This is a genomic window from Planctomicrobium limosum, from assembly GCF_051465645.1.
Classification (GTDB): domain Bacteria; phylum Planctomycetota; class Planctomycetia; order Planctomycetales; family Planctomycetaceae; genus Planctomicrobium.
Window position 1 is genome coordinate 4,236,490 of the sequence record NZ_CP195790.1, and the last position, 22,378, is coordinate 4,258,867.

The window sequence follows — 22,378 nt, forward strand, 5'->3', positions numbered from 1 at the left end:
CACCGCTTGCTGTTTCCTTTTATATCGCACGTGAAAATTTGCGTTGGCGTTCGCAGTTTGGTTGGAAATTGCAGCCCCAGCCGATTTGGGGTTCGCTAAAGTCGCTCAACTCAGCCTGCGAGACTGAAGAGTTCAACAGAATACTGACTTCATTTTATGGTGCGGGACTGCTGCCTCAAGATCGCAACGGGTCAAGCGATGCGACGAAAGCGACGCAAAGGACGAAGCGAAAGCAAGACGGCGTCAGGAGTTTCAGGATGCCAACCGACCGTCTACGTGGATTGGCTTGGATCTGAAAGTGTCTGGACAGTGCCGCTGACCAATCAGGCGGCGATGCCGAACAGAGCTCCCACTCCCGCCGTTAGCCCCATTGCCAATGCGCCCCAGAATGTCACTCGCACGGCAGCCTTGAGAACTGGTGCACCGCCTGCATGGGCTCCAAATCCGCCAAGGAGCGCCAAAAAGAAGATCGAGCTAACGACGACGACAGGAATTAGCGTATTGGCTGGCGAAAGAAGCGCTGTTGCCAGGGGCAATGCCGCACCGACCGCAAACGTCGCTGCGGAGGCGAACGCCGCCTGTACTGGACGAGCCGTCGTCAGGTCGGAGATTCCCAATTCATCTCTGGCGTGAGTGGCAAGCGCATCGTGAGCCATCAACTGCTCGGCCACTTGTTTGGCGAGCGCAGGAGTGAGGCCCCGTTTGACGTAGATTCCGGCCAATTCTTCGCGTTCGAATTCGTGGTCAGTCGCCAGTTCCTTCGTCTCCCGTGCAATGTCAGCTTGCTCAGTATCTGACTGCGAACTCACCGAGACGTACTCGCCAGCGGCCATCGACATTGCACCCGCGACCAGTCCGGCGACTCCCGCGACGAGGATGTCACCGCTACTTGCATTGGCCGCAGCGACTCCCACTACGAGGCTTGCCGTTGAAACAATGCCGTCGTTTGCTCCGAGCACTGCGGCTCGCAACCAACCTATTCGGTCGGTACGATGTTTTTCCACATGTAGTCTGGACACGTCGAAGCCCCCTGTTTGTCGTCGTCATTTCGTTGTGCTCTTCGCCATCGTACGCCGCGAACAGCTAAGTTGGCAAATGCATGGAGCATCATGAGTTGCAGGGGGCGGCGGTTCTCCATAGGGTGGTTTCCACTCGTCAATGGGCCGCAGAGAAAGTTCAAACGACGTCGTGTTCTCTCAACTCTCCCCAGAATCGAAGCCAAATTCGACGCTCACTGCTTCGTTTGCGTTGCATGCGACAATCTCCAGTGGTGTACACTGATGAGTTGGACGTTCCAGCTTTGCCGATTCATTGTTCGACTGGCAATCTGGGTTTCGCTTAATCGCTCAACTCAGCCTATGAAACTCATGCAGCGGTGCGGGTTTCTTGCGAGTGAAAAGGAAGGACGCAACTTTTCTTACCGCGTCATTAACACACATTTATAGAGCCTGATGAAGTGTGTCGAGGAACGCTGGAACGCGGGGGTCTGTCCTTGACGCCCCTTTGGGGTCATAATAGTCAATATGTTTCCGAACTGTCGAATGTTTGAACTGATTCGAAGAGAAGACCATGAATATCAACACCATTACTCCACAGCGACTCTACGAACTCAAATCTTCAGGACAAGAAGTTGACCTGATTGATGTGCGGACTCCGGCTGAGTTCCGGGAAGTGCATATCGACTTCGCCCGTAATGTGCCGCTCGATCGATTGAATGCCGCACAGTTGAAGACCGAACAAACCGGCTCTGATCGGACACTCTATGTGATTTGCCGATCGGGAAGTCGCGGCAAGCAAGCATGCGAGCAACTTCAGTCGTCCGGGTTCACAAACGTGGTGAATATCGAAGGTGGAACGTCGGGCTGGGAGCAGGTAGGGCTGCCAGTGATTCGCGGAAAAAAGACGATCTCACTGGAACGGCAGGTGCGTATTGCGGCCGGAACTTTGGTTCTGATCGGAAGTGTGCTGGGAATACTCGTCCATCCGTACTGGATGGGGCTGGCGGCGTTTGTGGGAGCAGGGTTGGTCTTTGCCGGAGTGACCGATACTTGCGGAATGGCCATGCTGCTTGCCCGAATGCCATGGAATCAGGTGCGTGGTTCTGACTCCAAGGTGTCTTGCCCTATCAGTTAATTTACCTTGTATTGTGAACGATGTCCCTGTCGCCGCCTTTGACTGATTCTGGTTTTCAAGTGGCCGTACAACAGTCTTGTCGGCAAAAAAACGACTAAATGCCGCGTGCCAGTAATGCAGCACAATTTCAATAATTGATCTAAATCACATTATTTAGAGATCAAGACCATGTTGCTTAAATATTTCTATGACCCGGCGTTGGCCCATGCCTCCTATCTGGTCGGTTGTCAGAAAACTGGTGACGCTCTGGTAATCGATCCTGGTCGGGACATTGATCCGTATCTGGAAGCCGCCGCTCAGCAAGGATTGCGGATTGTCGGCTCGGCCGAGACACACATCCATGCCGACTTCGTCTCCGGTTCCAGAGAACTGGCTGATCGGGTTGGAGCGAAGCTCTACTTGTCAGATGAAGGACCGGCGGACTGGAAGTATCTCTATGCCGCTCAATACGACTCGCAGCTCCTGAAGCACGGCGACACGTTTCACGTCGGCAATGTGAAACTTGAAGCGGTTCATACGCCGGGACACACACCAGAGCACCTGTCATTTCTGCTGACCGATGAAGGGGGCGGTGCGACGGAACCAATGGGAATTTTCACCGGAGATTTCGTCTTCGTCGGATCAATCGGTCGACCGGATCTGCTGGAGACGGCAGCGGGTGTCGTCGGGAGTGCAGAGGCTGGCGCACGGCAACTTTATCACTCGATGCGGAGATTTCACGACCTCCCGGACCATCTGCAAGTTTGGCCAGCTCACGGAGCAGGAAGTGCCTGCGGCAAGGGGCTGGGAGCCATTCCCTCTAGCACCGTCGGCTATGAGAAACGCTTCAACCCCGCATTGCAGTTTCGCGATGAACAGCAATTCGTCGACTACATTCTTTCCGACCAGCCTGAGACTCCGTATTACTTTGCGATTATGAAACGGGTCAACAAAGTGGGGCCTGAGTTGATCAGTTCTCTTCCGGCCGTTGAGCTGTCTCCTGCAGGAGACCTCCACCGGATCGCCGAACAGTATCTGGTGATCGATACGCTGTCGTCGCCTCAATTCGCGGAAGCACATGTTCCGGGAACGATCAACATTCCGGCTGATTCGCTGGTCCGATGGGCGGGGTTTCTGGTCGATGACTCGCAGCCGGTTTATCTGCTGACTGACACCGCTGCCGTACCGCAGTTGTTGCGAAGATTGCGGTCCATCGGAATTGATCACGTCTGTGGTTACTTCCTCAATTCCGCTGTGCAGGAGGCCGGATTAAGAACGCAGTCTTACCCCTCCTGTTCTCCACAGGAACTGTATTCCCGGATTGAAAGTGGAGAAGCCACGCTGCTGGATGTGCGGGCGTTCACCGAATTTCAAGCCGGTCACATCCCCGGTGCCAGGCATCTGTTTCTTGGCAAGCTGTTGCGGGAAATGAATCACATTGACGATGCAAAGCCGGTTGTTGTGCATTGCCAGGGAGGAGGACGTTCGGCGATCGCGACCAGCCTACTGCAACGGGCCGGACATCACGTTACCAATATGCAGGGAGGCTATAAGGCATGGAAAACGGCCGGGTTTCCGACTGAAGGCGAAGCTCGACCTGATGGAGGTCGATGATGTGGGGGCTCGCCCTGATCTTTGGAGCCATCATCGGCCTGTCATTGGGGCTGACCGGGGGAGGAGGTGCAATCTTTGCTGTACCGCTACTGGTCTATGGACTGGGGATGCCAGCAAAAGATGCTGTTGTGACATCGCTATCCGCTGTCGGAATCGTCTCAATGGTGGGCTTTCTGTCTCACTGGAGACGCGGCCAGGTTGAACTGCGAACAGGCTTGCTCTTCGCCATCGCCGGAATGCTTGGTGCTCCACTTGGAACATGGATTGCAAACCGGCTTTCAGAATCGGTACTGATGCTCTCTTTTGCAGGTTTGATGGTTATTGCCGCTATCCGGCTCTGGCAGCAGGCGAATCAACTTCAACCCCAACCTGTTCTCAACAAGACAGGAGACGACTGCCTGGATGGCCCGACCTGTCAACGTGACGTCACTGGGGAACTGCTTCTGAATTCTCGTTGTGCCGTACTTCTGCTCCTGGTGGGACTGGTAACAGGTGTCCTGTCGGGCCTCTTCGGTGTCGGCGGCGGATTCATCATTGTTCCGGCACTCGTTCTCTTCAGTGGAATGCCAATTCATCGAGCAGTCGGAACTTCGCTAATGGTGATTGTGCTCATCAGTGTTGCCGGGGTAATTTCGCAGATTTCGGCAGGACGAACTGTTCCCTTGGAGGTCACTCCGTGGTTTGTCCTGGGAGGAGTCGTCGGGTTGTTTATAGGAAGCAGAATCGGTCAGCGACTGTCCGGACCTGTCCTGCAGAAAGTATTCGTGGTGGCCATTCTCGCTGTGGCCCTGTTTGTGATTATGCGGAACCTGATTACATAATTCACAATTATTCAGAAGGAATATCGAGGCGGTTTCAAGGCATTCAAAGGCTGATCGCGTTGCAGCGGAACTCGTGGATTCCGGTTCAGATTTGCCTTGCTGTGCATTCCATGTGGTTTTAGAGTGATGCTGTGTGGAGTGCAGTAGAGATCGCTCGTGATGAGGTTTGTGATATGGATCATCCTGATTTGTCTGACTCCCAGTCCGATGCTGAAGTGTCGCAGCAACCGTCGAAGAATCGCCTCCTGCGGCGGATCATTGGTTGGAGCTCTTCGATACTGATTGTCATCGTGCTTCTGGCGTTGTTTCTGCCGCTACCTCGGAGTGCCAATGTAGCCGCTCGACGATCACAGTGTAAAAATAATCTCAAGCAGATTGGGTTGGCTCTTCATCAATACCACGATGAGTACGGTGTGTTTCCACCTGCGTTCACTGTCGATGCGCAAGGCAGTCGACTTCACAGTTGGAGGTCATTGATCCTGCCTTACCTCGGTCAGAAAGATCTCTATGATAAGATCGATTTCTCCAAGCCGTGGGACGACCCTGTGAATGCTGGGGTCCGTAAAGCTTCGTTACCGTCTTATCGGTGTCCTTCGACGTTAATTCCTGACAATCACACGGGCTATGTTGTGATTGTCGGAGAGGGCTTTGCATTTTCGCCAATTGGTCCTCAGAGCCTGTCCGAGTTCAAGGATGGTCCCGAGTTAACCGCGATGGTTATTGAGTTGCCCATCAATCGTTCTTATGAATGGATGGAACCACGCGACGGAACAGAGGCAGATTTTGGTGTGACAACACCGATGCCGGCTGGATCTCATATTGGAGGCATGCATGTCGCATTCGCTGATGGAGCAGTTCGGTTTCTCAGTGACAAGACGCCCCAGAAGAATCTCCGTGCGTTTCTCACGATCTCAGGTGGTGAGGAAATTGGTGAGTTTTAACGACGGCGGTTAAAAGCTGTAAAAGACAACTCAAGCAGTAGAAATGGAAGGACCCAGCACGCCCAGGAGATCAATGGATCGAACCAGGTCGGGCCATAGTCGAATGTCGTCGCGGTCCCGGCCATTAGTCGCAGGACAACTGCAGAACAGAGCAGCGTGAAGTTTCGCAGCATCCATCTGCGGTGCTCTAAGAATCGTCTCTGTAATGCCGTTCGCCAGCCCATCGCGACTGTCAGTCCCGTCAGAACTCCCAGCGTCGCCAATCCGAGTCCGGCGATCGGGCCAGCTGCCGCGTGCATCGCCATCCATAGTCCATTCGGAACCAGTAGACAGAGAACGTTGATCACCTGAACTCTACCGAGAATTCGATGCCACACCGGGAGCCTGACTCGGAATCGATCGTTGATGAGCAGGAGGCCGAGGATCAGGGACAGTGGACCTGAAGCAATGTGGAGCCAGAACGCCCATTGGTAGGGTCCATAGAAGTACTCTTCGCGCCCATTCAAGAATTCAGAATCGAAATTTGGCGGAAAGTAGTCCTGGTAATTCAGGACGATGTTAGCGTTCACCTTGAGGATCAGCGCGCCGACAAGGAACTTCAAGATTTTCCACTGGTTCCACGACTGCATCGTTCCAACTCGTGACTGATCGCGAAGTGGCTTTCACTCTTTAGAGCACTTCCAAAAATCCTGTTGCGAATCTGGCACGCGGGATTCAATGTTTCTCTTATTGAGAACGCTGCTGCGCGGCCACATGATAGACCGATACGGTCTAGAGGTTAGCGTTCAGTCAGATTGTGTTGAAGTTGAACACTCGAGTTTTCGGAACATCACAAGTGCATCGACGTCCCCCTTTGATGGATGAGCGAACGCATTCGGAACAATCCCGATCACTTGGAAACCAAGTCGTTTCCAGAGCCGGACAGCGCCTTCGTTTGTGCTGACAACGAAGTTGAACTGCATCGCCTTGAAGCCTTTCTCCATGGCTATTTCAAGCGAGTGGAGGCACATCATGCGAGCGATCCCTTGCCCGCGTGCTTGAGCTGCCGTGACGTACCCGCAGTTCGCGACATGAGAACCGCCCCCGAGTTGGTTCGGCCTCAAGTAGTAAGTTCCGAGGATCTGGCGATCGGCCTCAACGACAAACGTCTCGCGGTCCGGTGCCGTCCAGTAGGCAATCGCTTCTTTCTCAGTCATATCGCGCGGGAGAGCGTAGGTTTCTCCGGCGCGAATCACTGGTTCGAGAATCTGCCAAATTGCAGGGGCATCGTCTTCGCGACCTAACCGAATCGTATAATGATGCCCGTTGTTTTGATGGGATGGAACGTTCATCTCCTGCATCTTGTTGAGAAGCGATGCGGTGGCAGAAGCTTAAAGACTGGCGATTAAGGCTTTGACCTTTTCTTCGATCAAATCTCGAACGCCTCGAAACTCGTCGGGTGTCATGTCACGCGGGTCTGGGATCTGCCAGTCGACCCGCTGGGTTGCATGAACCAGTGGGCATTCATCGCCACAACCCATTGTCACGGCAACATCGACGTCGCTGCCATTGAACTCCTGTAATCCTTTGGAGTCATGAGTGGACAGATCGTAGCCTAATTCCTTCATCGCTTCGATCGCTTTAGGGTTCACTCGGCCAGAGGGACGGGAACCAGCGCTGTAGGCTTCGATCTTCCCGCTGCTATGGATACGAGCGAACGCTTCTGCCATCTGGCTGCGATTCGAATTTTCGACGCAAACAAAGAGTATCTTTTTCATTGATATTGTGGTCTGGCGTGTTCGGGATTTAATCAGATCAACAGCAACCGGGTGGGCAGCATGAGGTGTCGGAGTTGAGGTCGACTCCACAAAGGTCAGGGGCGAGGCATGCTGTGTGCTTGGTCCCAAGTTGCAGAACGATTCCTGAGTCTTTCACTTCTACTTGCAACACTGGGTACTGTGAAATCACCCCGTTGTCGTACTCAACTTCAAGCGGAAGCGTCGTCGTGCTAAATAGGCTTAATCCTTTATTGATAATTTTGAAAAGCTTGGATGAGCCCAGACGGTGTTCCAAGTCATTGGCGACCCAGACTTGCAGAGTGCAGTTTTCTGAGTGGCGAACTGTGCCCCCGCAATCAACGAAATCTTTTCTGACTCTGCCGATTTCGGTGATGTGGAAGTGGGCCGGGACAAAGGAGGCATCCGGTAGTACGCAATGGACTGGTGCATCCGGAGTGGCCGACAAAATGGCAATAAGATCACTGAGGGTCATTGCTTGATTACTCCTATTTCCTGCTTTCGGTCAGACACTTCTTCCATAAGGCAAAGTGCCTGGTCCAGTAGCGAACGAACGCAAAGGTCAACTACCCGATAACGGATATTGTTTCCGTCACGGCGTGAAGCCAGAATTCCAAGATCAGAAAGCCGCTGCAGCTGATTCGAAACAGCTTGGGCCTTCATTCCAACTGATGAAGCAAGTTCTGAAACACAGAGTTCGTCTGCTCTCACAAGCGCGTGTAACAACCGCAAACGGGTGTCGTTCGCGAGCACCTTGAAAACCGCTGCGAGTCCACCTGCCTCGATCGGAGAAAGCAAAGGACGATTCTTTAAGTCCGGCTTGCCGCAGCAGGTGAGTTCATAATCCGAGTTTCTCTGTGACATCTCCCGCCTTTCTATTTCACTGTTACACTACGTGGTGTATTCGTGTTGGTCAAGTCCAGTTTGAACTCGAACTGGAAACAAGAAAAGCCCCTGACATTTCGTCAGAGGCTTTCGTGCTGTTAAAAGGTCAAGTCAAAGCGAACGGCGTGTTCTATTTGGACTCGCGAGTTTTGCCTTGTGTGACGAATTCATCGCGGCTCAGGACACCATCTTTGTTGACATCAAAGCGATCAAAGCGAGCGGGGGCCTGTTTGGGATCAGGTTGATGAGCCAGAAACTCTTCGCGGCTCAGCTTGCCGTCTTTGTTGGTGTCACGTTGATCGAACACTTGGTTGCGGTTGTTGCCTGATGGCTTGCTGGCGGCAGCTGGAACATTGAGCGGCGGCTTCGCTTCAGGGTGAGTCGACAAAATCTTTCGAAGTTCGGCGACGGTCTCCGGTCTGGCGCTGGCGAGATTCTTCGTTTCCAGAGGATCATCGACATAGTCGTACAACTCAAGTTCGGCGGTCTCTGGTGCTGCTCCGATCGCTTTCCACTCGACGAATCGGTATCTGTCTGTGCGGATAGCACGTCCAAGAATGTGTCCCTTGTCTCTCGGGGTTCTCGGGTAAACGCTGATGACATGGTCCTTGGTCGGTTGCTTCGGGTCTTTCAGTGTGGAAGCGAAGCTGCGTCCGTCCAGATTCTGTGGGGGAGTCAGCCCGGCCAGTTCTGCGAGCGTCGGATAGATGTCGACGGTTTCGAGAAACGATTTTGTTGCTCCAGTGGCCAACCCGGGAACCGAAACAAGCACTGGGATGCGTGTGGCCTGTTCGTAGTTGCTGTGCTTGCACCACATGCCATGGTCACCGAGATGCCACCCATGATCGCCCCATAAGACGACGATGGTATTCTTTCGCAAATCGAGTCGATCAAGTTCAGCGAGCACTTTTCCAAGTTGGGCGTCCATGTAGCTGGTCGCCGCATAATATCCATGAATCAGTTCGCGGGTCAGGTTATCGCTGATCGGCCCATTCTCTGGAATTCCCTTGTATTGGCGCAGTTCCCCAAAGTTTGTTGCGGCGTAGGCGGGAGCTCCTTCTGGTGCTTCGCGGACTTCTGGAAGTGGGAGGCTGCTGCGGTCGTAGAGGTCCCAATACTTCTTCGGAGCAACGAACGGAAGGTGCGGTTTGACAAAGCCGACTGCGAGGAAGAACGGTTCATCCTCTTTGTTGCTTGCGGCCTGGAGGCGTTTGATTGCTTCCGCGGCAATGAGACCATCAGGGTAGGTATTGTCTTCAGCATCACTCGCCTTAACGGCAAGGCCTCTTGGACGATTTGCAGCCGGCAGGTTTGAGAAGAGTGCCTCTTCGCGTGTGAGCTCTTCAGGCTTCTTCTCTTTTCCTTCACCATAGGAAACGACATTTGCATGCCAATGTGGAACGCTCCATGACGCAGGGTCTTCATGGTTGCCGTGACCGAAGTGGAAGATCTTACCAACGCCCTCTGTTCTCCAGCCGTTGTTCTTAAACAACTGAGGCAGTGAAACGGTATTAGGGTCATATGCTCGAAAGTTAGTTCCGAGGTTGTAGATCCCGACCGTTTGTGGTCGCAGGCCTGTCAGCAGTGAGTTCCGTGAAGGGGAACAGACCGCCTGGTTGCAATATGCCTGTTCAAAGCGAACTGACGACTTGGACAGGGCGTCGATGTTTGGGGTCTTGGCAAACTTATCACCGTAACACCCGATTTGAGGCTTCAGGTCGTCGACACAAATCAGAAGCACGTTCGGACGATCAGCGGCAAAGCAGGACTGTCCGATCCATACCAGTGCCACAGCGAGAGTGAATGCAAAATGCCGGAAACGTGATGTCATGTGAATGCTGCGAGTCCTTGAAGGAAATGTCCTATCTGAGAATTTGGCGACTCCTCCGCCGGTCTCGGAAAGGGACAATTGGGCATCGTGTTGGGGTACAGTATCACACGAAGTTAAATATAACAACGACCGGGTCGTGCATAGAATGTTCGTCAGGCCGAAAATGATATCTTATTGTTTTGTGTGTAGTCTGTAAAGTTAGCGATGGTAATTGGTTGCGAAAATCTTGCTGCGGCGGGGACGGAGCCGTGAATCATTACAATTCAGGCAAGACGAACAGTTTGAACTTCGATGTTCCGAAAGGGGCGAAGTAATCGTTCTTCGTTCTTTCAAAGTTCATCTGTTCACTGCAGGTGTCACCTTATTGTGGATTGAATGCGTCCTGCAGATGGTCAATTGCCAGGGCAACTGCACTGCGGGCAGCAGGTGTGTCGTGGATGGCGTTGAGCATTACGAAGTCGTGGATCGTCCCGAGATATCGCACGGCCGCGACACGGACTCCAGCTGCGGCCAACTCGCGGCCATAGCTCTCGCCTTCGTCTCGCAGAATATCGTCGTCAGTGATGATTAACGCGTTGGGGAGACCTTCCAGTTGTTCTCGTGTTGACCGGTTTGGGTAAGCAATGTTGTTTTCCGAGCCGTTCAGTCCTTGAGCTTCAAACATCCATCGCATTGTTTTCTCTGTCAGCCAAGGGCCATCAGCAAACTGCTTATAGGAGTCGTTGTCAGAAGCGAAGTCTGTGACTGGATAGAAGAGAACCTGGTAGCTGATGTGCGGGCCGCCTCGTTGTTTCGCCAGCAGCGTCAAGGCAGCGGCCATCGCTCCTCCAACGCTGTCGCCAACAATTGCGATACGCGTTGCGTCGATGTTGAGATCAGCAGCATGTTCAACAAGGTATTCAAGTGCCCCATATGACTGTTCAATCTGTGTGGGGTGCTTAGCTTCCGGTGCATTGAGGTAATCAACAAAGACAACCGCCGCGTCGACTTCGACGGCAAGCTCACGCACAAGGCGGTCGTGAGTGATCTTGTTACCAAGAATCCACCCGCCTCCGTGGGTGTAGAGAATGACAGGCAGGATCTGATTCTGTTTGTTGAGTGGGCGGATAATTCGAATCCGTGTCGACCCGGTAGGCCCAACTGGCCACTGTACATCTTTGATCTGTGCGTCGAGGATTTTAACCGGATTCGACTGGAGGTCCGTCAGGACGTCGTGTGCCTCAGAGTATGACAACGTGTGAAGAGGAGGGGCTCCTGACAGTGAATCAAGAAAGGCCTGCGTTTGTGGTTCGACGGCAGGTTTGTTCTGGTTCGCAGCCATGGGATCCTCAAAGAAAAGCGGACATCTCTCATTCAGCGACTGTCCTTCGACGGTAGGTGAGCAAGGACAAGATGCAACCCGAAAATCTTGAGATTCATTGAAGTCATTGACCCCGTTGACGAAGCAAATCCCGGTAACTGTTGCAGTAACAGCGACCGGGATTTTTGTTGAAGAGAATTGATCAGAGGTAACGTTGGACTCAGTGCAATTGGCCCATCCGGCCGGATCGGTAATCGACAATCGCTTGTTGAATTTCTTCACGCGTGTTCATCACGAATGGTCCTTGTCCAACAACCGGTTCGCCGATTGGTTCCCCGGTCAGAACCAGCAGTCTTGCTGGTGAGTCAGATTGAACGGTGACCTTGGTCCCGGAACGATTAAGCACCGCGACTTCGACTGCTTGAACTGGAGTTTCATTCACGCGAACCGCCCCTGATTGCACGATGATCAACGAGGTGTGTCCATCTGGTAGCGCGAGATCGAAGTTCGTTGCCTCAGTGATCTGGATGTCCCAGGCATTGATCGGGGAAAACGTCTGGGCTGGACCCGTTGTTCCTCCATGGTTTCCGGCAATGACCCTCAGGTTCCAGCCGGGAAAAACAAGTGTCGGTATCTTGGATGCCGGCAGTTCCTGATATCTCGTTGGAGACATTTTCACACTGGCTGGAAGGTTCACCCAGAGTTGCACCATCTCCAACGTGCCTCCTTCCTGAGTGAACCGCTCGCTGTGGAACTCTTCGTGAACAACTCCGGATGCGGCTGTCATCCACTGGACATCGCCTGGACCGATGAACCCATGACTTCCTGAAGAATCACGATGTTCAAGTTCGCCTTGATAGACGATGGTGACAGTTTCAAAGCCACGATGGGGATGTTCTTCTACGCCCCGATGTGCTTCCGCTGGCCCGAATTTGTGTGGACCGGCATAGTCGAGCAGCAGGAATGGATCAAACTGATTTCCACCGGCATATGAAAACAGACTGCGCACGGGGAAGCCATCGCCGACCCAGTGCTGTCCGACATTTCGAATGACATTTTGAACGGCCTTCATGATGTGATCCTTGATTGCTTGTCAGACTGACTCTTTCACGTCAGGGTGACGCTGTTGCTATTTGAACACCACCCGGCAACAATTCAAGTACTGGCGAAATTGTAAGTTACTAACATCAAAGATAGTAATATGGCATCCACCACTTCCCGGAAGAGCGTTAAGAAGTCCGCCGAGTGCTTCGTTGAAACGACACTTGCCGCGATTGGTGGTCGCTGGAAAGTTCTTGTGATCTTCCATCTGCTCAAAGGGAAGCAGCGTTTCGGAGAATTGACCCGTCTGCTGGGCGGCATTTCTGCACGTACGTTGACTCGACAGTTGCGCGAGTTGGAAAAGAGCGGTGTCATCGATCGCTTTGTGTATCAGGAGATTCCCCCCAAGGTCGAGTATTCATTGACTCCGTTGGGCAGGCAACTTGAACCGGTCTTGCAGGCGATGCACGAGTGGGGAGCACAGCTGGAAAAGGTTCAACACTCGCAGGCGTCGCGTCGATCGAAGGGGTGAACTGAAGCGTTTCTTTGAGCACTGATCATTCCAGATGCTGCATCTGTTGAACTCCTCCGGTGACTGATCTGCATGTTTCCGGGATTCCACAACTCTGGATTGACTTAAAGGCCTGTCACGATATGCTGGGCTCCGTTGCTGGTTGACCACTAGAGATGGTGGTCTCGATAAGAGGGAATCCGGTGGAAATCCGGAACTGCCCCGCAGCGGTAAAGCGGAAACGACCGCCATCATGAAGCACTGGTGAATCTCCGAACCCCTTTGATGGGTTGGAGTTTGCTGGGAAGCGATGGCCAGTAGGTGTTTGTTGGTCTCACGATCAAAACAAGTCCGCAAGTCCGAAGACCTGCCAGTGGCTGAGTGACCTGATTTGTTGAAGTTCATCGATGGCTGATGCCATCGGATCAGGTTTCTTATCTGCCGAACCTTCTCGGGAAAGGGCGGTCGGGGATGCTGCTGTTAATTGCTGCGCGCTTTGATCAGGCACGTGGACCAGAGTCACTTCTGTGGCCGGTCTTGCATCGTATGTCCTGTGAAGATCTTTGCGCACACTCCTCGTATCGCAATGGCCGGGTTCGTTCTGGCATGCCGTCAGTCCGCATCGGAGTGATGCGGAGAGGAGTTCTCTCACATGGTTCGTGCCCCTCACGAATGGATTGTCCGTAAACGAGATGGTCGCAGTGTCCCGTTCGAACTGGAACGCATTCAGAATGCGATTTCGAATGCGTTCCGCGCAGAACTGAAGCTCAGCACAGGCCAGCCTCTCGATGAAGATGTTCTTCGGGATGTGACCAGCGTACTCAGGTCCGTCGTCGACGATCTTGGTCCGTTGTCTGGTCAAGCAACCGGGGCCGAGGCGGGGATTGATGTCGAGAGAATTCAAGATCTTGTCGAAATGGGGTTGATGGCTCGCGGTCACTATCGGGCAGCGCGGCGATACATCATCTATCGTTCAGAACATGCCAAGATGCGGGCGATTCGCGGTGAAGTCCCCCTCGCGGAAGCTCCACCGCAGGTGCATGTGGTGCTCGAAGACGGGACTCGGGTTCCATTCGATTCGCGGCGTGTGTTGAAGCGATTGTCAGAGGCCGCCCGGGATCATGAGTTGGTCGTGGACGTTGAAGAACTGGCAGAGGAAGTTCTTCGATCCGTGTTTGATGGAATCTCGATTCGCGAGATCTATCGGGCGCAGATCTTGGCTGCTCGTTCCCGCATTGAACGTGATCCCGCCTATGACGTTGTTGCGGCGCGTCTGATGTTGAATGTGATTTATCAGGAAGCGCTCGGGCAAGTTCCTGACGCGAGGTCACTGGAAAAACTCCATCAGGATCAGTTTGAGCATTACATCATTGATGGAATTCGCGCCGGAAGATTGACATCGGATCTTCGGTCATTCGATCTCGAAAAACTTGCTCAGGCGATGCGACCGGAGAGAGACCATCGTTTCCGGTATTTGGGAGCTCAGGCGATTTATGATCGTTACCTGCTGCATGTGAACGGGCGTCGTATCGAGACACCGCAATACTTTTGGATGCGGGTGGCGATGGGGTTGGCGTTGCGTGAAACAAATCGCGAAGAACGCGCGATCGAGTTTTATAACGTGCTCTCGGAGTTTCGATTCACGTCGGCGACTCCAACGCTCTTTAATTCTGGGACCCCGCATCCACAGCTCAGCTCCTGCTATTTGAGCACGGTCGACGACGATCTGATGCATATCTTCAAAGTCGTTTCTGATAACGCCATGCTGTCGAAATGGGCTGGTGGATTAGGGAATGACTGGACGAACGTGCGGGCGACGAATGCACATATTCACGGAACGAATGGAAAGAGTCAGGGAGTGATTCCATTCCTGAAAGTCGTGAACGACGCGGCTGTGGCAGTGAATCAGGGGGGCAAGCGCAAGGGGGCCGTTTGCAGTTACCTTGAAACCTGGCATCTCGATATCGAAGAGTTTCTCGACCTGCGCAAGAACACAGGGGACGATCGTCGACGCACTCATGACATGCACACCGCCAACTGGATACCTGATCTGTTCATGAAACGGGTGCGTCAGAACGGGCAATGGACGCTGTTCAGTCCTGACGAAGTGAGCGATCTGCACGACCTGTATGGCAAGCGGTTCGAAGAACGCTACGAATATTACGAGCGAATGGCGGACGATGGAGAGATTGATCTTTTCCGCAGAATTCCCGCTGCAGACTTGTGGAGGAAGATGCTGACGCGTCTTTTCGAGACCGGTCATCCGTGGGTGACGTTCAAAGATCCGTCCAACATTCGCTCTCCGCAGGATCACGCAGGAGTTGTGCATAGCAGTAATCTCTGCACCGAGATTCTGCTGAACACCTCGGTCGATGAAACCGCCGTCTGTAATCTCGGTTCGATCAATCTCGCGGAACATCTCAAAGATGGTCAACTCGATCTACAGCGACTTCAAGAAACCGTCACCGTGGCCGTGCGGATGCTCGATAACGTGATTGATATTAACTATTACCCGACGAAGGAAGCGGAGAACTCGAATCGTCGGCATCGGCCAGTCGGTTTGGGAATTATGGGGTTTCAGGATGCGATCTGTGCGTTGGGAATTAGCTATGCCAGCGATGCAGCCGTCACTTTTGCTGACCGCAGCATGGAAGCGATTTCTTACTTCGCCTTACTCGCGTCATCTCAGCTGGCGAAAGATCGCGGAACTTATCAAAGCTATGAAGGTTCGAAGTGGCATCGCGGGCTGCTTCCGATTGATACGCTGCAATTGCTGGTCGAGGAGCGAGGCGAGCCGATTCCGCTGGATTCCAATTCGACAATGGATTGGCAGGTTGTTCGCGATTCTGTCGCACAGCATGGTATGCGAAACAGCAATGTGCTGGCGATTGCTCCGACCGCCACGATCTCCACGATTGTCGGGACATCCCAGTCAATTGAGCCTTCTTACAAGCATCTCTATGCGAAGAGTAATTTGTCTGGCGAGTTCACTCAGGTCAGTGAAGCACTCGTTGCCGAACTGAAAGAACTGGGGCTGTGGGATTCACAGATGCTGGATGAACTGAAGTACTACGATGGCTCGGTTCAGAACATCGGCCGCATCCCATTAGCGATCCGGCAGCGGTATCTGACCGCATTCGAGGTTGAACCGAAGTGGATCATCGAATGTGCGGCGCGGCGTCAGAAATGGATCGATCAAGGTCAGTCGCTGAACCTGTATCTTGCTGAACCAAGTGGTCGCAAGATGCATGAGATGTACATGCTGGCCTGGCAGAAAGGCCTGAAGACGACGTACTACCTGCGAACTCTGGCAGCGACTCAGGTGGAGAAGTCGACACTCGATATCAACCGATTTGGCGTTCAGCCGAAATGGATGAAAAATCGCAGTGCGTCGAGTGATGTGGAAATTCGCAGGGAAGAGAGTCTGGAAGTCTCTGCCTGCCGGATTGATGACCCGACTTGTGAAGCGTGTCAATAAGTCGGATCAACTCGCTTGATCCTCCTGTCATATCCCACAAGGGGCGCGTTCAAGGCCCCTTGCTTCTTCGGATTTCGATCTGCACTCCGGCGAAATCCATTTTGATTCAGAAAGCCCATCCTCGATGGAACTCTCAATAAATTCGCACGAAACGTTGTTTGGAAATGATCGTGCCTCAGGGCGAGTGAAGGCGAGTGAAAAGCGACTCATTAACTGCCATCAGGTCGATGTGAACCAGTTGATGCCACTGAAGTATCAATGGGCATGGGAGCATTATGTAAATGGTTGCGCAAACCATTGGATGCCCACCGAAGTCCCGATGCATAAGGATATCGAAACGTGGAAGTCGAGTAAGCTGACGGAAGATGAACGTCGCGTCATCCTGCGTAATTTGGGCTTCTTCGCAACTGCTGAAAGTCTGGTCGGTAACAATCTCGTGTTGGCGATCTTCCGCCATCTGACGAATGCGGAGTGCCGTCAGTACCTGTTGCGGCAGGCATTTGAAGAGGCAATCCACTCTCACACGTTCCTGTATATCGTTGAGAGTCTGGGGCTCAATGAAGGTGAAGTTTTTAACATGTACCACGAAGTTCCTGCGATCGCTCGCAAGGATGAACTGGAAATGGAACTGACTGCTGAAATTCTGGATCCGAACTTTACGACAAGTACGTTCGAAGGGGCTCAGACATTCCTGAAGAACCTGATCGGCTACTACCTGATTATGGAAGGGGTCTTCTTCTATACAGGGTTCGTCATGGTGCTCTCGTTCCATCGCCGAAACATCATGACCGGAATCGGCGAGCAGTTTCAGTACATTCTGCGAGACGAGTCGATTCATTTGAACTTCGGGATCGACCTGATTAACGGGATTCGCAGCGAAAATCCCGAGTTATGGACTCCGGAATTTCAGCAGGCGATGATCGATCGGGTGAAGCATGCCGTTGAAATCGAAGTCGATTATGCACGCGATGTCTTGCCGCGTGGAGTCTTGGGATTGAACGCTGATCTGTTCCGTGATTATGTGCAGTTCATTGCTGATCGACGTCTCGAACGAATTGGCTTACCCACCCAATATGGATCTTCGAACCCGTTTCCATGGATGAGCGAGACGATCGATCTTTCTAAGGAAAAGAACTTCTTCGAAACCAGAGTGACCGAGTATCAGAGTGCGTCCACTCTCAGTTGGGATTAGTCGGTGCCAGTTGAAGAAGTTTCGGTCAACCGTTGAATTCGCTGATAGGTCAGGTCAAGATTCAAACCAGTCGTTGTTTCACTGTTCGCCATGACGTGATCAGACTGGTTTTATCATGATGTGCTTGCGTGTCTCCTCTCGTGTTTACTGCTGGTTGCTCGGCTTTACGTTTGCCATGACAGGTATTGTTCTGTTGAACGATACCTGTCGTGCAGATGAACCGTTGAATATCGTTCTTCTCTACGCAGATGATTGGCGTCACGACACTCTTGGATGTGCCGGGAACCCTGTGGTGAAGACTCCGTCGCTGGATCAACTGGCGAAGGAAGGAGTACGGTTCACTCACAACAATGTCACCACTTCCATTTGCGGAGTCAGTCGCGCGACGCTTCTGACAGGACAATGGATGTCGCGACACGGCAACTACGGGTTTACGGATTTCAAGACCCCGTGGAAAGAAACGTACCCCGTATTGCTGCGTGAAAACGGGTATTACACAGGTCTCGTTGGCAAGTGGTTCACAGGGAAAGCGAAGCCTGAGATTTTCGACTTTGCACGCATTGGATCGGGAGGCCATTGGCGCAAACTGCCTGACGGTTCGCAGATTCACATGACACAACAGGACGAACAGAATGCGCTTGAATTCCTGCGGACGCGGCCTCAGGACAAGCCATTCTGTTTGAGTCTGACATTCAGCGGCGTGCACGCCGTCGACAATAATCCGCTGCAATACCTGCCTCAGCCAGAGAGTATGTCGCTGTATACCGATGTTGTCGTGCCGACTCCCAAGACGGCTGGGGATGAGTTCTTTAACCGGTTGCCTCCGTTCATCGCGAACCGGCAGAACGAAGGTCGCAATCGCTGGCATTGGCGGTTTGATACCCCGGACCGTTACCAGCAGTACATGAAGAATTACTATCGACTCGTCACCGAGGTCGATACGGTCGTCGGTCGAGTGATGAAGGAGTTGGAACAACAAGGAGTGCTGGATCGCACGCTCGTGATCTTCTCAACCGACAATGGATACTTCCATGGGGAACATGGATTGGCCGATAAGTGGTACCCGTATGAAGAGAGTATTCGGGTGCCGTTGATTGTTCGAGATCCACGCATGCTCAAGAAGAATGTCGGAACGACGAACGACGCACTGACATTAAACGTCGATCTTGCTCCGTCGATGCTGGCTGCAGCAAAAATTCCGGCACCTAAAGGAATGCAAGGGAAGGATTTCTCCAAGTTGTATCTCTCTGAATCAGTTCCTGAGTGGAGGCAGGAGTTCTATTACGAACACCCAACTATTCGCGACAAGAACTTTATTCCGAGTTCAGAGGCGATCGTTTCAAAGGAATGGAAATACATTCATTGGCCAGAGTTCGAAACGGAAGAACTTTATCACCTGAAAGTCGATCCTTTCGAAGAGAATAATCTGATTTCTGACGACAAGTACAAAGAGGTACGAGCCAATCTGAATCAGCGCATGATTGAGGCACGTACTGTCGTTCAGGCGCCAGTTGAATAGTGTGTCTCTGACACGCTCGGTTGGTGATTGTTTCCGAATCGGCCCAGGTCGACCTCTGCTCTTATCGATTGATTCAGTGAGGCGTGTTTGAAGAATTCAGTGCCAGTCCTAATTGTTGGAGCAGGCCCGACAGGTCTGGTGCTGGCAATCTGCCTGAAGCGTCAGGGCATTGATATTCGCATTGTTGATAAAGCTGTAGAGCCAGGAACGACGTCGCGCGCGATGATTATTCATGGACGCACTCTGGAATTTTATCATCAACTCGGGTTTGCTGATGCCGTTGTGAAAGAGGGCATTCAGGTTGACAAGGTGAATCTCTGGGTCCGTGGCAAACCGACCGCGAACCTGCAATTGAAGCGTATCGCGACCGGCTTGACTCCGTATCCGTTCGCTTTGGTCTATCCGCAGGATGCCCACGAGCGGCTTCTGATTGATCGTCTTGCAGAACTGGGAGTTCAGGTCGAACGTGAAACCGAACTCGTTCGATTTGAACAACAGGTGGACTCTGTTCTTGCCATCCTGAAGCATGTGGATGGATCGGAAGAACAATGTGAGGCACAGTATCTCGCTGGATGTGATGGGGCACGTTCAACCGTCAGAGAGACGCTGGGAACTGGTTTTTCCGGCGGGACCTATGAAGGGCTTTTCTACGTTGCTGATGTTGAAGTCGACGGGCCAGCCCCGACAGGAGCATTGCACGCTTCAATTGATCTGTCCGACATCCAGATCGTGTTCCCTCTGCGGGAGAACAAGAGTGTTCGCCTCATTGGAAACGTTCATCCATCGGCTTTGAAAGAAGATCGCTCACTGGACTTTGATACGGTGAGATCAAGAACGCTGGAGCACCTCCATCTGACCGTGAAGAAGGTGAACTGGTTCTCGACATATCGTGTGCACCATCGTATCGCCGATAACTTTCATTACGGACGGGTGTTTCTGGCGGGCGACGCTGGGCATATTCACAGTCCTGTTGGCGGGCAGGGGATGAACACAGGCATCGGCGATGCCGTGAATCTTGCCTGGAAGCTCGCTGCGGTTCTCCGTGGAAAAGCAGATGCCAAGTTGCTCGATACCTATGAGGAAGAACGCGTTCCGTTTGCTCGTCAATTGGTGGCGACAACCGATCGAGCCTTCACCATCGTCACCTCGCCGGGAGGAATTGCTCGCTGGGTACGAACCAGAGTCGTTCCCTCCATGCTTCCGCGACTGTTTCGGTTTCAGACGGTCCGTCGCTTTTTCTTTCGGACGGTTTCACAAGTTGGCATCCAGTATCGCGAAAGCCCCTTGAGTCAGGGAGCCGCCGGACATCTTCGTGCTGGTGATCGCCTTCCTTGGGTGAACGGCAAACACGGAGATAATTTTGGTGCGTTGTCATCACTCGATTGGCAAGTGCATATCTATGGAGCACCTCATCGAGAATTGCAGGCGGTCTGTTCTGAACTCCAGCTTGCTCTCCATGTGTTTGAATGGACCGGCAATGCACTGCATGCCGGCCTGCACAAAGACTGTCTCTATCTGGTTCGACCTGATGGCTATCTCGCCTTGATCGATCAGACTGGAGACCCCCTCAAACTGCGTCGTTACATGCAGGAAGTTGTTCAGCGCGTTTGAGCGACTTTCATTGTGTGAACGAGTCCTGCCTATGCAGGCCAATGTGTTTCCACGCCCTGACCGCGAATCACCTTCTGAAACGATTCCAACAGCTTGGGGGTTTCTGCAATTTGATGTGATGTGGTTTCACGAAGATGGTTGTAAGCGGCCAGACATCCAGCCGCTTCACCGATGCCCCATTCGACGGGATGCAGACGATAGCACCCATTGGAGAGATGCGTCGTGCCAATGTTTTTACAGGCAGCGAGCAGATTCTTCATACGCTGCGGGACGAGTGCTTTCAATGGAATCTGGAACGGCAGCGAAGTCGTGTCGATATAGTTGTTGCCTCCAGTGCTGGGATGGAGGTCGAGGTGGTAATAACCAACGCCGACCGAATCCTGAAAATCAAAAGGCTTCGCATCTTTCGGAGAGACATTGGTGACCAATGCACGATTCTCTCGTCCCACATGTTCTTCGGTGATCGTGAAGAGAGCTTTAATGCGTCGGGCTTCTCGAATGTATGGGTACTTCGCGAGTCCATCTTCTGTTCCCATGATGTCTGCGCGAAGCAGCAGTTCGGGATAGCCGGTTCCTCCGTCAGCTCGGGGAGCAGCGGTTTGCAGCCAGTAGAGAAGTGAAAGGCTCAACTGTTTTGCCCGAGCGACATGTTTGGCAGCTTCTTCTTTGGAGACGCCGACCAACGGGCCGAGCAGATAGTCGTTCTGCGGCCAGTTCACCAAGGTGACGTCGCCGAAAATGCTTCCTGGGAGGAATTGTTTTGCAGAGATAATCTGGCGATAGACAAAGAGGTTCAGTGCCTTGGTCGGTTTCAGAGTCGGATCGAAGTCGAGCTTCTTCGGAACCAGCGTTCGCGGGTACGAGTAAGAATAGTCGAGTAACTTCCCTGACCAGGGCGGAGTCAGATCTGGAACGTACTCACTCCAGAAATTGTATTCAGCAGGACGGTCGATGACATGGTTCTCACCGGGGCGATACTCTGCCGCAAAGCAGACCGTGAACGCCTGTTGATTTAGTGGTTCTGCTTTCTCGGCAGCATGGAGCTCCTTCGTGTCAGCTTTCGATTCTGCTCCCATGACGAACTCAGTCTTCGTCAGCGGCAGGAGATCACCAAGTTCGCTTGCATCAATGAATTGAGGAGCCTGCAGGTGAAAGTGTGTGCCGGTTCGAGACGACACGACCGTAACTGCGTTGATCGTATCACCAGTGACATCCGCACTGACCGGCTCGCACTCAAGCAATAAGGTGCATTGTCCGTTTGCCAGCGAAGGGGCCAGCATCTCCTGCAACACGGCCAAAGCGACGCGCGGTTCGTGGCAGAGTCGTGAAACACTTCCGCCACCGGGGTTCAGCTTGGGGTTATTCTTTTCAAAATCCGTCAGAGGATAGTTGCGGCGATAAAAGTCTCGGATGCGTTCCCGGAACTCGCGGTACGATTTGTTCGCCCCATGAGTTTCAATGTGCATGTGCTCATCAGGGGGGACCGCTTGTGATGTCAGTTGCCCACCGATCCAGTCTGTTGGCTCTGTGAGAATCACGCGCAGACGGTTCCTCAGAGCAGCGAGTGCGGCAGCGACTCCGCCCAACCCGGCCCCGATGATCACAACATCCGCTTTCAACTCACGGGGTCGTCCTCCTGTAATCACGGCTTGCGGTGCAGCATGAGTTCGTGATCCGGACAGTCCCCAGGCAGTTGCAAGGCCAGCCATCGAAGCTTGAAGAACGTCGCGTCGATTCCAAGTCATGT

At 52.9% G+C, this 22,378-nt stretch carries 19 protein-coding genes and 1 riboswitch; of the genes, 9 read left to right on the plus strand and 10 right to left on the minus strand.

Translation table 11 applies throughout. The features are described from left to right. Window positions 1-323: 323 nt before the first annotated feature. Entirely contained in the window at window positions 324-1,019 is a 696-nt protein-coding gene (locus tag SH527x_RS16175; protein ID WP_437191715.1) for a VIT1/CCC1 transporter family protein, read from the minus strand. Window positions 1,020-1,569: 550 nt separating this feature from the next. Between SH527x_RS16175 and SH527x_RS16180 the strand changes: the two genes are divergently transcribed. The 4 genes from SH527x_RS16180 to SH527x_RS16195 all read left to right on the plus strand — a co-directional run bounded on the left by SH527x_RS16180 (window position 1,570) and on the right by SH527x_RS16195 (window position 5,488). After that, the gene (locus tag SH527x_RS16180; RefSeq protein WP_437191716.1) at window positions 1,570-2,133 is read left to right on the plus strand and encodes a rhodanese-like domain-containing protein; all 564 of its coding nucleotides are present in this window, start codon (window positions 1,570-1,572) and stop codon (window positions 2,131-2,133) included. Between the two features lie 168 nt (window positions 2,134-2,301). Continuing rightward, window positions 2,302-3,726: an MBL fold metallo-hydrolase gene (locus SH527x_RS16185; RefSeq protein WP_437191717.1), complete on the plus strand. Its 1,425-nt coding sequence runs from the start codon at window positions 2,302-2,304 to the stop codon at window positions 3,724-3,726. Next, window positions 3,723-4,547, plus strand: coding sequence for a sulfite exporter TauE/SafE family protein (locus SH527x_RS16190; protein ID WP_437191718.1), 825 nt, complete (start codon window positions 3,723-3,725; stop codon window positions 4,545-4,547). Before SH527x_RS16185 ends, SH527x_RS16190 begins: the two co-directional genes overlap by 4 nt. 173 nt (window positions 4,548-4,720) lie before the next feature. Continuing rightward, on the plus strand, window positions 4,721-5,488 hold the full coding sequence (locus SH527x_RS16195) for a DUF1559 domain-containing protein (protein ID WP_437191719.1): 768 nt from the start codon (window positions 4,721-4,723) through the stop codon (window positions 5,486-5,488). On the opposite strand, the gene SH527x_RS16200 is transcribed toward SH527x_RS16195, so the two are convergent. The 8 genes from SH527x_RS16200 to SH527x_RS16235 all read right to left on the minus strand — a co-directional run bounded on the left by SH527x_RS16200 (window position 5,485) and on the right by SH527x_RS16235 (window position 12,351). Further along, window positions 5,485-6,117 carry a DUF2306 domain-containing protein gene (locus SH527x_RS16200; RefSeq protein WP_437191720.1) on the minus strand — a complete coding sequence of 211 codons (633 nt, stop codon included), beginning with the start codon at window positions 6,115-6,117 and terminating at the stop codon, window positions 5,485-5,487. The two genes, SH527x_RS16195 and SH527x_RS16200, sit on opposite strands and share 4 nt — an antisense overlap. 156 nt (window positions 6,118-6,273) lie before the next feature. Next, complete coding sequence (locus SH527x_RS16205; RefSeq protein WP_437191721.1) at window positions 6,274-6,819, minus strand: N-acetyltransferase family protein; 546 nt, start codon at window positions 6,817-6,819, stop codon at window positions 6,274-6,276. A 39-nt stretch (window positions 6,820-6,858) separates the two neighbouring features. Further along, window positions 6,859-7,245 (minus strand): arsenate reductase ArsC, encoded by a 387-nt coding sequence (locus SH527x_RS16210; RefSeq protein WP_437191722.1) that lies wholly within the window; start codon window positions 7,243-7,245, stop codon window positions 6,859-6,861. Between the two features lie 37 nt (window positions 7,246-7,282). Beyond that, window positions 7,283-7,738, minus strand: a complete 456-nt coding sequence (locus tag SH527x_RS16215) for a DUF6428 family protein (RefSeq protein WP_437191723.1) — start codon at window positions 7,736-7,738, stop codon at window positions 7,283-7,285. Next, the gene (locus tag SH527x_RS16220) at window positions 7,735-8,127 is read right to left on the minus strand and encodes an ArsR/SmtB family transcription factor (RefSeq protein ID WP_437191724.1); all 393 of its coding nucleotides are present in this window, start codon (window positions 8,125-8,127) and stop codon (window positions 7,735-7,737) included. The genes SH527x_RS16215 and SH527x_RS16220 overlap by 4 nt, the downstream gene beginning before the upstream one ends. 151 nt (window positions 8,128-8,278) lie before the next feature. Beyond that, the gene (locus SH527x_RS16225; RefSeq protein ID WP_437191725.1) at window positions 8,279-9,979 is read right to left on the minus strand and encodes a sulfatase-like hydrolase/transferase; all 1,701 of its coding nucleotides are present in this window, start codon (window positions 9,977-9,979) and stop codon (window positions 8,279-8,281) included. Between the two features lie 361 nt (window positions 9,980-10,340). Further along, window positions 10,341-11,300, minus strand: a complete 960-nt coding sequence (locus SH527x_RS16230; protein ID WP_437191726.1) for an alpha/beta hydrolase — start codon at window positions 11,298-11,300, stop codon at window positions 10,341-10,343. A gap of 199 nt (window positions 11,301-11,499) precedes the next feature. Further along, on the minus strand, window positions 11,500-12,351 hold the full coding sequence (locus tag SH527x_RS16235; RefSeq protein ID WP_437191727.1) for a pirin family protein: 852 nt from the start codon (window positions 12,349-12,351) through the stop codon (window positions 11,500-11,502). Window positions 12,352-12,480: 129 nt separating this feature from the next. Here SH527x_RS16235 and SH527x_RS16240 point away from each other — a divergent pair, with 129 nt between their 5' ends. From SH527x_RS16240 to SH527x_RS16260, 5 genes are all read left to right on the plus strand, one after another. Next, window positions 12,481-12,852, plus strand: a complete 372-nt coding sequence (locus tag SH527x_RS16240) for a winged helix-turn-helix transcriptional regulator (RefSeq protein WP_437191728.1) — start codon at window positions 12,481-12,483, stop codon at window positions 12,850-12,852. Between the two features lie 122 nt (window positions 12,853-12,974). Beyond that, a riboswitch (cobalamin riboswitch) is annotated at window positions 12,975-13,220 on the plus strand. Between the two features lie 263 nt (window positions 13,221-13,483). Next, complete coding sequence (locus tag SH527x_RS16245) at window positions 13,484-16,309, plus strand: ribonucleoside-diphosphate reductase subunit alpha (RefSeq protein ID WP_437191729.1); 2,826 nt, start codon at window positions 13,484-13,486, stop codon at window positions 16,307-16,309. Between the two features lie 124 nt (window positions 16,310-16,433). Further along, the gene (locus tag SH527x_RS16250; protein ID WP_437191730.1) at window positions 16,434-17,501 is read left to right on the plus strand and encodes a ribonucleotide-diphosphate reductase subunit beta; all 1,068 of its coding nucleotides are present in this window, start codon (window positions 16,434-16,436) and stop codon (window positions 17,499-17,501) included. Window positions 17,502-17,676: 175 nt separating this feature from the next. Further along, window positions 17,677-19,020 (plus strand): sulfatase family protein, encoded by a 1,344-nt coding sequence (locus SH527x_RS16255; RefSeq protein ID WP_437194641.1) that lies wholly within the window; start codon window positions 17,677-17,679, stop codon window positions 19,018-19,020. 99 nt (window positions 19,021-19,119) lie between these two features. Further along, on the plus strand, window positions 19,120-20,631 hold the full coding sequence (locus SH527x_RS16260) for an FAD-dependent monooxygenase (RefSeq protein WP_437191731.1): 1,512 nt from the start codon (window positions 19,120-19,122) through the stop codon (window positions 20,629-20,631). Window positions 20,632-20,660: 29 nt separating this feature from the next. Here the strand turns inward: SH527x_RS16260 and SH527x_RS16265 are convergent, their stop codons facing one another. Next, window positions 20,661-22,376, minus strand: a complete 1,716-nt coding sequence (locus SH527x_RS16265; protein WP_437191732.1) for an FAD-dependent oxidoreductase — start codon at window positions 22,374-22,376, stop codon at window positions 20,661-20,663. Window positions 22,377-22,378 lie beyond the last annotated feature (2 nt).

Excerpts from the sequence above, each read along its gene's own strand:
- SH527x_RS16250 (WP_437191730.1), top strand. The coding sequence starts at position 16,434 with ATGGAACTCTCAATAAATTCGCACGAAACGTTGTTTGGAAATGATCGT.
- SH527x_RS16225 (WP_437191725.1), bottom strand. The coding sequence starts at position 9,979 with ATGACATCACGTTTCCGGCATTTTGCATTCACTCTCGCTGTGGCACTG.
- SH527x_RS16210 (WP_437191722.1), bottom strand. The coding sequence starts at position 7,245 with ATGAAAAAGATACTCTTTGTTTGCGTCGAAAATTCGAATCGCAGCCAG.
- SH527x_RS16190 (WP_437191718.1), top strand. The coding sequence starts at position 3,723 with ATGATGTGGGGGCTCGCCCTGATCTTTGGAGCCATCATCGGCCTGTCA.
- SH527x_RS16195 (WP_437191719.1), top strand. The coding sequence starts at position 4,721 with ATGGATCATCCTGATTTGTCTGACTCCCAGTCCGATGCTGAAGTGTCG.
- SH527x_RS16230 (WP_437191726.1), bottom strand. The coding sequence starts at position 11,300 with ATGGCTGCGAACCAGAACAAACCTGCCGTCGAACCACAAACGCAGGCC.
- SH527x_RS16180 (WP_437191716.1), top strand. The coding sequence starts at position 1,570 with ATGAATATCAACACCATTACTCCACAGCGACTCTACGAACTCAAATCT.
- SH527x_RS16185 (WP_437191717.1), top strand. The coding sequence starts at position 2,302 with ATGTTGCTTAAATATTTCTATGACCCGGCGTTGGCCCATGCCTCCTAT.
- SH527x_RS16200 (WP_437191720.1), bottom strand. The coding sequence starts at position 6,117 with ATGCAGTCGTGGAACCAGTGGAAAATCTTGAAGTTCCTTGTCGGCGCG.
- SH527x_RS16205 (WP_437191721.1), bottom strand. The coding sequence starts at position 6,819 with ATGAACGTTCCATCCCATCAAAACAACGGGCATCATTATACGATTCGG.
- SH527x_RS16240 (WP_437191728.1), top strand. The coding sequence starts at position 12,481 with ATGGCATCCACCACTTCCCGGAAGAGCGTTAAGAAGTCCGCCGAGTGC.
- SH527x_RS16255 (WP_437194641.1), top strand. The coding sequence starts at position 17,677 with ATGACAGGTATTGTTCTGTTGAACGATACCTGTCGTGCAGATGAACCG.
- SH527x_RS16265 (WP_437191732.1), bottom strand. The coding sequence starts at position 22,376 with ATGACTTGGAATCGACGCGACGTTCTTCAAGCTTCGATGGCTGGCCTT.
- SH527x_RS16235 (WP_437191727.1), bottom strand. The coding sequence starts at position 12,351 with ATGAAGGCCGTTCAAAATGTCATTCGAAATGTCGGACAGCACTGGGTC.
- SH527x_RS16215 (WP_437191723.1), bottom strand. The coding sequence starts at position 7,738 with ATGACCCTCAGTGATCTTATTGCCATTTTGTCGGCCACTCCGGATGCA.
- SH527x_RS16245 (WP_437191729.1), top strand. The coding sequence starts at position 13,484 with ATGGTTCGTGCCCCTCACGAATGGATTGTCCGTAAACGAGATGGTCGC.
- SH527x_RS16220 (WP_437191724.1), bottom strand. The coding sequence starts at position 8,127 with ATGTCACAGAGAAACTCGGATTATGAACTCACCTGCTGCGGCAAGCCG.